Here is a 10249-nt window from a genome sequence, read left to right as displayed (position 1 = left end):
GCACCGGCCCAGCCGCGCAGCGGCAGCGCGGTCAGCGCCGAGGCCACGGCGAGCGCCACGGCGCCGGTCACGACGACCGCATCCCCCGCGACCGTCCGCTCGGCGGCGAGCCACCCCGCCGCGCACACGGGCGCCAGCGCACCGGCGACCGTCCCGGCGACCGACTCGACCAGCCGCTCGCGCCCGTCCCGGCGGGCGAGCTCGGCGACGAACGACGCCAGCACCGCCCCCGCGAACACGACGGGCAGGTCGCCGAGCAGCGGTTCCCCCGTGGCGACGTGCACCACCGCGACCGCGGCGATCCCGGTCAGCCCGATGACGACGCCGCTGCCGACCCGCGCGGGGAGCCCGGCCACGACCGGCCAGCCCAGCGCCAGCACCCCGGACAGCACCACCAGCAGGGCCGCGAGGACGACGCCGTCCCGTCCGGCCACCGAGACGTCCCCGAGGACGCCGGCCACGGCGACGAGAGTCGCCAGGACCGCCGTGGTCACTGCACGATTCGACGCCTGCACGCCCGCCATCCTCGCAGACCCCGGGCGCTCGCCCCGCATCGCCCGTGGCCGTGTGACATCCGGCGATACACGCACGCTGTACCGTGTCCCCCAATTCGGACGGGAGAGAGGGGAGCCGGTGGCCGACCTGCTGCTGCTCACGCCCGCGTCCGGGGGCTCCGCCCAGGTGCTCCCCGCGCTCGGGCTGCTGTCCCACCGCGTCCGCGTCCTGCCGGTGGAGCCCTCCGCCCTCGTGGACGCGCCGGACGCCGACATCGTCGTGCTGGACGCGCGCCGCGACCTCGTCACCGCGCGCACCACCTGCCGCCTGCTGCGGGCCACCGGGCTGACCGTCCCGCTGGTGCTGGTCCTCACCGAGGGCGGGCTCACCGTCGTCACCGCCGAGTGGGGCGCGGACGACATCGTCCTCGAGAACGCCACGCCCGCCGAGGTCGAGACCCGGTTCCGGCTCGTGATCGAGCGCGCCGCCTCGTCCGCGTACGACGACCAGCCGCAGGAGATCTCCTCCGGCGAGCTCATGATCGACGCCGGGGGCTACACCGCCCGGTTGCGCGGCCGTCCCCTCGACCTCACCTACAAGGAGTTCGAGCTGCTGAAGTACCTCGTGCAGCACCCCGGGCGGGTGTTCACGCGGGCGCAGCTGCTCCAGGAGGTCTGGGGCTACGACTACTACGGGGGCACCCGCACCGTCGACGTCCACGTGCGGCGCCTGCGCGCCAAGCTCGGCCCCGAGCACGAGCAGCTGATCGGGACCGTCCGCAACGTCGGCTACCGGTTCGACCCGCCGAAGGACCGGCGCGGCGGCGACACCACGGGGCCCGCCGCACCGGCGGAGATCCCCGCCGACGCCTGAGCCGTATCCCCGGACCCGGCGGTCCGCGCCGTCCGACGCGGTAGGTTCGGGCGCGATGACCGTCGACTCCTCCGCCCTGCTGCTCGACGGCCCGTGGCGGCACCAGCACGTCCCGGCGAACGGCGCCCGGTTCCACGTCGCCGTCTCCGGGCCGGACGACCGCGACGCGCCGCTCGTCGTGCTGCTGCACGGCCTGCCCGAGCTCTGGTGGGCGTGGCGGCACCAGCTGCCCGCCCTCGCCGAGGACGGGTACCGCGTCGTCGCCATGGACCTGCGCGGCACCGGCGGCTCCGACAAACCGCCCATCGGGTACGACGTCCCGACGCTGACCCGCGACGTCGCCGGCGTCGTCCGGTCGCTCGGCTGCGAGCGGGCCGTCGTCGTCGGGCACGGCGTCGGCGGCGGCGACGTCGCCTGGGCCATGCCCGCCTACCACCCCGGCCTCGTGCGCGGCGTCGCGGTGCTGTCCTCGCCGCACCCGCTGCAGCGCCGCGCCGACCCACGCTCCGGGCTGCGCGCCCGCGCCGCCCGCCGGATGGCGGCGGCGCAGGTCCCGCACCTGCCCGAGCGGTCGATGACCCGCGGCGACCTCGTCGCCCGGCTGCTGCGCGAGTGGGGCGGGCCGCGCTGGCCGGAGCCCGCCGCGCTCGCCGTGTACCGCCGCGCCGCGCAGATCCCGTTCGCGGCGCACTCCGCGCTGGAGCAGGTGCGGTGGCTGTACCGGTCCACGGTCCGGGCCGACGGCGCCCGGCACGCGCAGGCCCTGCGGTCCGCTCCCGCCGTCCCGACGCTCCAGGTGCACGGCGGCTCCGACGGCTGCTACCCGGTGTCCCGGTCGATGGCGTCCGGCGCCGTCGCCCGTGCCCTGGGCAGCCAGTACCGGTTCGAGATGCTGTCCGGTGCCGGGCACTACCTGCCCGAGGAGGAGCCCGAGCGGGTGTCCACCCTGCTGCGCGGCTGGTTGGCCGAGCTCGGCTGACCCGCCGCCCCGGTCGCCGTCCCCGGTCTCACCCGCCGACGCGCACCAGCGCGGACGGGCAGTCCCGCGTCAGCGGGCAGGCCGCGCAGTCCGGGCGGCGTGCGTGGCACGTGCGGCGCCCGTGGAAGATCAGCCGGTGGCTCAGCAGCGTCCACTCCGCGCGCGGCACGAGCGCCGCGATGTCCTGCTCGACCTTGACCGGGTCCTCCTGCGTCGTCCAGCCCAGCCGGCGGGCCAGCCGGCCGACGTGGGTGTCCACCGTGATCCCCGGGACGCCGAAGGCGTCGCCCAGCACCACGTTCGCCGTCTTGCGCCCCACCCCCGGCAGCGTGACCAGGTCCGCCAGCCGCGGCGGGACCTCCCCGTCGAACCGCTCGACCAGCGCCCGGCCCAGACCGGTCAGCGACCGCGCCTTCGCCCGGAAGAACCCCGTCGGGCGGATCAGCGCCTCCAGCTCCGCCGGGTCGGCCCCGGCGTACGCGGCGGCGTCCGGGTACCGGGTGAACAGCACGGGCGTGACCTGGTTGACCCGCACGTCGGTCGTCTGCGCGGACAGCACCGTCGCCACCAGCAGCTCCAGCGGCGACCGGAAGTCGAGCTCGCACCGGGCGTCCGGCCAGCGCTCCGCCAGCGCGCGGTTCACCCGGCGGGCGCGGCGCACCAGCGCGAGGGGCGGCCGCCCGTCGTCGCCGGAGGTCGGGGTGGGGGTCGGCACCCGCCCAGCGTAGGTCGCCCGGGGGAACGGCGTGCTCCACCCAGGGGAACCACGACTGGATCACGTGACCTACTGCTCAAGTCGAGCACCCCCGCGGTCGAGATGATGGGGAGTGGAAAGCGCCCGCCCCCGCGAGCGCACCGAAGAAGGATGGCGGACCCCGCATGACCCAGGCCCTCGCTGCTGCCGAGCAGCTGGTCGACCTGCGCCGACGGCGCAGCGCCCTGCGCCTCGAGCACCAGCACGTGGTCCGGTGGCGCCGACTCGTGCGCGACCGCCTCGAGCTCGCGGTCGCCGCCGCCGCGCCCCCGGCACCTCCCGGGGTCTGCGCCGACGTCCGCGCGACCCTCGGCGCGTCCGCGCACGACGTCCCCGCGGCCGCCGAGCTCGCCGCGGCGGTCCGTGGCGCCCTGCCCGTCGCCGAGGTGCACGAGCTCCCGCACCTGCGGGACCTGGACATGCGGCTCGCCCGGTACGAGATGCGGCTCGAGGACTCCCTGCGCGACCTGACCGACCAGTACATCGAGCAGCTCGCCCGCGAGGTCACCGAGACCGGCACCGAGAGCCTGCGGGGTGCCGCCCGCGCTCGATGAGGCAGACTGAGGTCCGTCACATCCCGGTCAGAAGGTGAGGTTCCTCCAGTGGAGGACGACGTCGTGCTGTCGGCGCCCCTGTTCGCGAACATGGACCCCGAGGCGTCGCGCACGCTGCTCGCGTCGATGACGCCCCAGCACGTGGCGCGCGGCGAGGTGCTGTTCCACGAGGGCGAGCCGGGCGACCGGCTCTACGTGATCCGCTCCGGCAAGATCAAGCTCGGTCGCCGCTCGACGGACGGCCGCGAGAACCTGCTCGCCGTGCTCGGCCCGGGCGAGATGTTCGGCGAGCTCTCGCTGTTCGACCCCGGCCCCCGCACCGCCACCGCGACCGGCCTCGCCGACGCCGTCGTGCTGGAGCTCGGCCACGGCGACCTCATCCCGTGGCTCGAGCAGAACCCCACGGTCGCCAAGCACCTGCTCGGCGCGCTCGGCCGGCGCCTGCGCCGCACGAACGACGCGCTCGCCGACCTGGTGTTCTCCGACGTCCCCGGTCGCGTCGCCAAGGCGCTGCTGGACCTGTCGCAGCGGTTCGGCCAGCAGACCGACGAGGGCGTCCGGGTCGCGCACGACCTCACGCAGGAGGAGCTCGCGCAGCTCGTCGGCGCCAGCCGGGAGACCGTGAACAAGGCGCTCGCCGACTTCGCCGCCCGCGGCTGGGTGCGCCGCGAGGGCCGCGCGATCGTGCTCCTCGACGTAGAGCGCCTGGAGCGGCGCGCGCGCTGAGACCCGCGGCGCGCGCTGACGCGACGCACCGACGACGACGGCCCGCCTGCTCCCTCGGGAGCGGGCGGGCCGTCGGTCGTCCGGGGTGCTTCAGGCCTCGGGGGCGAGCTCCACGACGATCTCGACCTCGACCGGCGAGTCCAGCGGCAGCACCGCGACGCCGACGGCGGACCGCGCGTGCACGCCCGCCTCGCCGAAGACCTCGTGCAGCAGCGTGCTCGCGCCGTTGACCACGCCGGGCTGACCGGTGAACGCCGGGTCGCTCGACACGAACCCGACGACCTTCACGACGCGGACCACGCGGTCCAGGTCGCCGACCAGCGACGCCACCGCGGCGACCGCGTTCAGCGCGCAGGTCCGCGCGAGGTCCCGCGCGGTCTCCGGCGAGACCTGCCCGGGGCCCGTGCCGACCTTGCCGCGCACCGGCAGCTCGCCGCCGACGAACGGCAGCTGGCCCGAGGTGTGCACGTAGTCGCCCGTGCGCACGGCCGGGGCGTAGGCGGCGACCGGCGCCGCGACCTGGGGCAGCTCGATGCCGAGCTCCGCGAGGCGGTCGAGGACGCGGCTCACTTCTCGCCCACCGGGCGCTTCAGGTAGGCGACGAGCCCGGTCTCGGACTGCAGCACCTGGACGAGCTCCCAGCCGTCCTGACCCCACTGGTCGAGGATCGCCTTGGTGGCGTGGACGATGAGCGGGACGGTTGCGTACTCCCACGTGGTGGTGGCCATGGCGCCACCCTAGCCGGGCCCGCCGCGCACGCCGAGGCGCGCAGGGCGTACCGGGCGGTCGGCGTCAGCGCGCGAGCACGTCCGCGAGGTCGTCGGCGCCCACCAGCTCGTCGCGCCAGCACTCCACCTCGGGGCGACGCCGCCGCAGCGCGCGACGCTCCCGCTCCGTCATGCCGCCCCAGACCCCGAAGTCCGTGCGCGAGTCGAGCGCGTCGGCCAGGCACTCCAGCCGGACGATGCACGACTGGCACACCGACCGGGCGTCGCGCTGCGCGGCACCCTCCACGAACAGCTCGTCGGGCTGCACGTTGCCCGAGCCGCACGCGGCACGCGCCGTCCAGTGGCCGTCGGCCTCGGCGGTCGTCGCCATCTTCACTTCCCCCTGCCCCCTCGTGACGGGACGCTCCGGCGCGCCCCGACGTCGCACGCACCCGCACGTGGGTACGCCGACGGACGCCTCCGGCAGTCCCCCTGCCCGGTGACCGTACCGGGTCGTACGACCGACTGGCATCCTCCGTTCGGGTTGCGTGCGTGTCGGACCTGTGCGAAAAGCGGTGCGCCCGGGTGGACGGCGGCCCCGGACCGCGTGGGGCGCGGGGGCGTGTGCAGGTCCCGTGCAGGTCCCCGGCGGCGCCTGGGGACGAACCGGCGGGCGGACAGGGGGCTCCCGTACCCTGGCGGGCATGGCTCCCTCCCCCTCGCCGCGCGGGCGGCAGGTCACCGTCGTGCAGGCGCTGGCGCTGCTCCTGGCGTTCGTGCTCACCGCCGGTGTCGGCGGCCTGCTGACCGCCGGACTGGTCATGCCCACCGTCGCCGCCGCGAACACCGCGACCGACCTCAGCGTCCAGGCGTTCGAGGACCTGCCCTCCGAGCTCGAGGCGCAGCCCCTGTCCGAGAAGTCGGTCATGCTCGCCGCCGACGGCACCGTGCTCGCCGAGTTCTTCTCCGAGAACCGCGTGGTCGTCGCGCTCGACCAGGTGTCGGTCCCGATGCAGAACGCCGTCATCGCGACCGAGGACCGCCGGTTCTACCAGCACGGCGGCATCGACCCCGCCGGCATGGCGCGCGCGCTCGTGCAGAACCAGCTCAACGACTCCCAGCAGGGCGCCTCGACGCTCACGCAGCAGTACGTGAAGAACGTGCTGATCGAGAAGGCCGTCCGCAGCGGCGACCTCGCCGCCGCCGAGGCCGCGCGCGAGGCCGACGGCACCGAGGGCTACGCGCGCAAGCTCCGCGAGGCCAAGCTCGCCATCGCGCTGGAGAAGGAGCAGACGAAGGACCAGATCCTCGAGAACTACCTCAACATCGCGCAGTTCGGCGTCGCGACGTACGGGGTGGAGTCCGCGGCGCTGCGGTACTTCAGCAAGCACGCCGTCGACCTGAACTACCTCGAGGCCGCGACCATCGCGGGCGTCACGCAGAGCCCGACGCGCTTCGACCCGGTGCGCAACCCCGAGGACTCGCAGAACCGCCGCAACACCGTCCTCATGCTCATGCGGGACCAGGGCTACATCACGCAGGAGGAGTACGACGCCGGCGTCGCGACCCCCCTGCCCGACAGCCTGGCCGTGAGCGAGGCCCAGAGCGGCTGCATGGCCGCCGGTGCCGTCGTCCAGGGCTCCGGGTACTTCTGCGACTACGTCACCAAGGTCATCCAGAACGACCCCGCCTTCGGCGAGACCGCCGAGGAGCGCGAGGACACCCTGTACCGCGGCGGCCTGGTCATCACCACCACGCTGGACCCGCGGCTGCAGACGCTCGCGGACACCGAGGTCAAGAACACCGTCCCGGTGGACGACCCGACCGGCGTCGGCTCCGCGATCTCGGTCGTCGAGCCGGGCAGCGGGCAGATCAAGGCCATGGCGCAGAACCGGAACTTCAACAACTCCGGTGACGCCGCGGGTCGCGACAACTCGGTCAACTACAACGCCTCGTACTCCTACGGCGGGTCCAACGGGTTCATGCCCGGCTCGACGTTCAAGCCGTTCACGCTGCTGGAGTGGCTGAAGAAGGGCCACAACCTCAACGAGCGCGTCAACGGCACCCGGCGCGTGCTGAACACGAACCAGTTCACCGCGTGCGGGGAGCGCTACGGCAGCTCCACCTGGGACGTCGGCAACGCCGAGGGCGGCGCCGGGATGATGACCGTCATGGACGCCACCCGGCAGTCCGTGAACCTGGCCTACCTGTCCATGGCCATGCAGCTCGACCTGTGCGACATCATGAACGGCGCCGCCGAGCTCGGCGTCACCAGCTCCACGAGCGGCACCGAGGGCCAGGCGATCTCCGCCGTCCCGTCGAACGTGCTCGGATCCGGCTCGACCTCCCCGCTCGCGCTCGCCGGCGCCTACGCCGCGTTCGCCTCCGGCGGCGTCTACTGCAAGCCGATCGCCATCACGAACGTCAAGGACGCCGACGGCAACGACCTGCCCATCCCCGACGCCGGCTGCCACCAGGCGATCGACCCGAACGTCGCCGCCGGCATGTCCGAGGCCATGAGCAACGTGTGGCGGGGCACCGGCTCCTCGCTGGGCGCCCGGTCCTACCCGGCGTCCGGCAAGACCGGCACGACGACGCACAACGAGCACACCTGGTTCGTGGGGTACACGCCCCGTCTCGCGTCCGCCGTGTGGGTCGGCTACCCCGACCGCAACACCCCGATGCAGGGCATCACCATCAACGGCCGGTACGCCCGCAACGCGTTCGGCGCGACCTACGCGGGCCGGACCTGGGTCAACTTCATGGACCAGGCCCTCGCCGACGGCCAGGAGAACCCCGGGTTCACCGCACCCAGCACCGACCTGCGGTTCGGGCAGTCCATCGGCGTCCCGTCGGTGGTCGGGCAGCCCGCGGCCGCCGCCCAGGCCACGCTCGAGGGCGCCGGCTTCGCGGTCTCGGTCGGCGAGACCACGCCGTCCGACATCAGCGCCGGGTCCGTCGTCAGCCAGAGCCCCAGCGGCAGCGCGCCCCCGGGGTCGACGATCACCCTGACCCTGTCCGCCGGACCGGCGCAGCCCAGCGGGCCGGGCGGGGACAACGGGGGCCAGGGCGGCGGGAACGGGCCGGGCAACAACAACGGCCAGGGCGGTGGCGACAACCGGGGCGGCAACTAGTGGCGTCCCCCGTCACCCGGGCCCTCGGCGCGGCGGCCCTCGCGGGCGCGGGCGCGCTCGCGTGGGGCACTCTCGTCGAGTCCCGCTGGTACACGCTGCGCGAGGTCACCGTCCCGGTGCTGCCGCCCGGCGGGGACCCGCTGCGCGTCCTGCACCTGTCCGACCTGCACCTGACGCCGGGCCAGCACCGCAAGGTCGACTGGGTGCGCGACCTCGCGTCGCTGCGCCCGGACCTCGTGGTCGACACCGGTGACAACTGGGCGCACGTCGAGGCCATGCCGGCGCTGCTGCACGCCCTGGAGCCGCACCTCGCGACACCCGGGGCGTTCGTGTGGGGCTCGAACGACTTCTTCGCGCCCACCCCCAAGAACCCGGCGCGGTACCTGCTGCCCGACGCCCGGGTCACCCGGGACGAGCCGCCGCGCGAGCTGCCGTGGCGCGAGCTCGGCCGCCGGTTCACGTCCGCGGGCTGGGTCGACCTGACGAACCGGCGCGACGTGGTCGAGGTCGCCGGGCGCCGGATCAGCCTGGTCGGCACCGACGACGCCCACCTGGACCGCGACCGGTTCCCCGCCGCGGGCGGCCCCGACGACGTCCGTCCCGCGCCGGTGCGGGACGACGCCGGCGTGCTCCGCCGCGACGAGCGGTCCGCCCCGGAGGTCGACCTGCACCTCGGTGTCACGCACGCGCCCTACCGGCGGGTGCTGGACGCCATGCACGCCGACGGCGCGGACCTCGTCCTCGCCGGGCACACGCACGGCGGCCAGCTCGCCGTCCCCGGGTACGGCGCGTTGGTCACCAACTGCGACCTCGACCGGGGCCGGGCCAAGGGCCTGCACGGGTGGCCGGGCGCGCGCCCGGACGCCCTCGACGGGTCAGGGTCGACGTGGCTGCACGTGTCCGGCGGGCTCGGCACCTCGCCCTACGCGCCCGTGCGGTTCGCCTGCCGGCCCGAGGCGACCCTGCTGACGCTCGTGGCGGTCTGAGCCCGCAGGACGACCGTCCCGGCCCGGGGCACCCGCGTCGCGACGACTTCCCTGCCGCCGACCCGGCGCGCGGGACCGCACGACGTCGCCGACCCGCGCGTCGCGCCCCACGGGCACGCGGTCGCCGCCGTGCGGCTCGGGCGGTGACCGGCCGCGTCCCCTATGACGCCGGTCACCCTCCACGCCGCCGCAGGTCCGGGGCCCGCGCCCGATTCACGACCACCGGCCGACGTCGGCTATGCTGGGCAGGCTTCACCGGGGTGTGGCGCAGCTTGGTAGCGCGCCTCGTTCGGGACGAGGAGGTCGTGGGTTCGAATCCCGCCACCCCGACCGGTGATGAAGGCCCGGACCTCACGGTCCGGGCCTTCGTGCATCCCGGGGTCGGACGGTCCCGGTGCCTGCCGACCGGACCGCGCGCGATCGGGCGGCTGGCGACCCCGCGGGCCGTGGCCTGCGGGCGCGGGACCTCGCGGCACGACACCGTGGAGGATCGCGCGTGGCGGCCGACGGCGACCCGCTGCCCCGCCGTCGGCGCAGCGCGTCAGCGCGCTCCTGGCGCGGCTACCGGGCCCGCGCCCCCGCGCACGTCAGCGCGCGGCGTCGCACCCCTCGGCGACGACGTCCTCGCGGTCGCGACGCTCCTGCACCCGCCGGTCGCCCTCACGCCGCTCGACGCCGCGCCGGTCCTCGGTCGCGCGTGCCCCGAGGTGGCGGCGCAGGTGCTCGGCGGGCGTCGTCGCGGCGGCGCCCTCGACGATCCGGAGCTTGCCCGGCTCCCTCGGCAACGTCCCTCCCGTCGAGCACGAGACCGCGCACTACGCTGCACTCACCGAGCAGTTCCAACCCGCGTAGCAGCGGCGGACAACCCGGGGCGCGCCTCGAGACTCGGACCACGGCCTTCTCGATGTCGTCTGGGCGCGCGTGGCCGCGTGCGCGCTGGTGCCCGGGCGTCGATCCGGCGCAGCGCGACGTCGCGCTGATCGCGGTCCAGCTCGCACGGCTTCAGCCTCGGCAGCCCCCCTTACACGAAGGTCTGACCGG

The 10249-nt window shown here is 75.1% G+C and carries 11 protein-coding genes, 1 tRNA gene and 1 pseudogene; 7 read left to right on the top strand and 6 right to left on the bottom strand.

All coding sequences use genetic code 11. The annotated features are described in order from the left end of the window. Window positions 1–494 (bottom strand): annotated as a pseudogene (locus EBM89_RS09165) (hypothetical protein); the annotation flags it as partial. A 139-nt stretch (window positions 495–633) separates the two neighbouring features. Between EBM89_RS09165 and EBM89_RS09160 the strand changes: the two are divergent. Next, on the top strand, window positions 634–1368 hold the full coding sequence (locus tag EBM89_RS09160; protein ID WP_122149134.1) for a winged helix-turn-helix transcriptional regulator: 735 nt from the start codon (window positions 634–636) through the stop codon (window positions 1366–1368). 55 nt (window positions 1369–1423) lie between these two features. Further along, complete coding sequence (locus tag EBM89_RS09155; protein ID WP_122149133.1) at window positions 1424–2347, top strand: alpha/beta fold hydrolase; 924 nt, start codon at window positions 1424–1426, stop codon at window positions 2345–2347. A 28-nt stretch (window positions 2348–2375) separates the two neighbouring features. On the opposite strand, the gene nth is transcribed toward EBM89_RS09155, so the two are convergent. Continuing rightward, window positions 2376–3062, bottom strand: a complete 687-nt coding sequence (gene nth, locus EBM89_RS09150; protein WP_122149132.1) for an endonuclease III — start codon at window positions 3060–3062, stop codon at window positions 2376–2378. A gap of 164 nt (window positions 3063–3226) precedes the next feature. Between nth and EBM89_RS09145 the strand changes: the two genes are divergently transcribed. Both EBM89_RS09145 and EBM89_RS09140 read left to right on the top strand, forming a co-directional pair. Beyond that, window positions 3227–3655, top strand: a complete 429-nt coding sequence (locus EBM89_RS09145; protein ID WP_122149131.1) for a hypothetical protein — start codon at window positions 3227–3229, stop codon at window positions 3653–3655. Between the two features lie 48 nt (window positions 3656–3703). Continuing rightward, window positions 3704–4381, top strand: a complete 678-nt coding sequence (locus EBM89_RS09140) for a Crp/Fnr family transcriptional regulator (RefSeq protein WP_122149130.1) — start codon at window positions 3704–3706, stop codon at window positions 4379–4381. Window positions 4382–4471: 90 nt separating this feature from the next. On the opposite strand, the gene EBM89_RS09135 is transcribed toward EBM89_RS09140, so the two are convergent. From EBM89_RS09135 to EBM89_RS09125, 3 genes are all read right to left on the bottom strand, one after another. After that, on the bottom strand, window positions 4472–4951 hold the full coding sequence (locus EBM89_RS09135) for a RidA family protein (protein ID WP_122149129.1): 480 nt from the start codon (window positions 4949–4951) through the stop codon (window positions 4472–4474). After that, window positions 4948–5109, bottom strand: a complete 162-nt coding sequence (gene sp36 / locus EBM89_RS09130; RefSeq protein ID WP_122149128.1) for a Sp36 family protein — start codon at window positions 5107–5109, stop codon at window positions 4948–4950. The genes EBM89_RS09135 and sp36 overlap by 4 nt, the downstream gene beginning before the upstream one ends. A 64-nt stretch (window positions 5110–5173) precedes the next feature. Beyond that, on the bottom strand, window positions 5174–5479 hold the full coding sequence (locus tag EBM89_RS09125) for a WhiB family transcriptional regulator (protein WP_122149138.1): 306 nt from the start codon (window positions 5477–5479) through the stop codon (window positions 5174–5176). A 313-nt stretch (window positions 5480–5792) separates the two neighbouring features. On the opposite strand from EBM89_RS09125, the gene EBM89_RS09120 reads away from it, so the two are divergent. From EBM89_RS09120 to EBM89_RS09110, 3 genes are all read left to right on the top strand, one after another. Next, window positions 5793–8222 carry a penicillin-binding protein gene (locus EBM89_RS09120; protein ID WP_122149127.1) on the top strand — a complete coding sequence of 810 codons (2430 nt, stop codon included), beginning with the start codon at window positions 5793–5795 and terminating at the stop codon, window positions 8220–8222. Then, window positions 8222–9208, top strand: a complete 987-nt coding sequence (locus tag EBM89_RS09115) for a metallophosphoesterase (protein WP_122149126.1) — start codon at window positions 8222–8224, stop codon at window positions 9206–9208. The genes EBM89_RS09120 and EBM89_RS09115 overlap by 1 nt, the downstream gene beginning before the upstream one ends. Before the next feature lie 256 nt (window positions 9209–9464). Further along, window positions 9465–9538 (top strand) — tRNA-Pro (locus EBM89_RS09110). Between the two features lie 257 nt (window positions 9539–9795). On the opposite strand, the gene EBM89_RS09105 is transcribed toward EBM89_RS09110, so the two are convergent. Then, on the bottom strand, window positions 9796–9993 hold the full coding sequence (locus EBM89_RS09105; RefSeq protein ID WP_122149125.1) for a hypothetical protein: 198 nt from the start codon (window positions 9991–9993) through the stop codon (window positions 9796–9798). Window positions 9994–10249 lie beyond the last annotated feature (256 nt).

The sequence above is a fragment of the Cellulomonas triticagri genome, assembly GCF_003696205.1.
Lineage (GTDB): Bacteria > Actinomycetota > Actinomycetes > Actinomycetales > Cellulomonadaceae > Cellulomonas > Cellulomonas triticagri.
This window is presented reverse-complemented; position numbering and strand designations above follow the sequence as displayed.

What these genes read in the sequence shown, in the direction of transcription:
- sp36 (WP_122149128.1), bottom strand. Translation starts at nt 5,109, where the DNA reads ATGGCCACCACCACGTGGGAGTACGCAACCGTCCCGCTCATCGTCCAC.
- EBM89_RS09155 (WP_122149133.1), top strand. Translation starts at nt 1,424, where the DNA reads ATGACCGTCGACTCCTCCGCCCTGCTGCTCGACGGCCCGTGGCGGCAC.
- EBM89_RS09145 (WP_122149131.1), top strand. Translation starts at nt 3,227, where the DNA reads ATGACCCAGGCCCTCGCTGCTGCCGAGCAGCTGGTCGACCTGCGCCGA.
- EBM89_RS09125 (WP_122149138.1), bottom strand. Translation starts at nt 5,479, where the DNA reads ATGGCGACGACCGCCGAGGCCGACGGCCACTGGACGGCGCGTGCCGCG.
- EBM89_RS09120 (WP_122149127.1), top strand. Translation starts at nt 5,793, where the DNA reads ATGGCTCCCTCCCCCTCGCCGCGCGGGCGGCAGGTCACCGTCGTGCAG.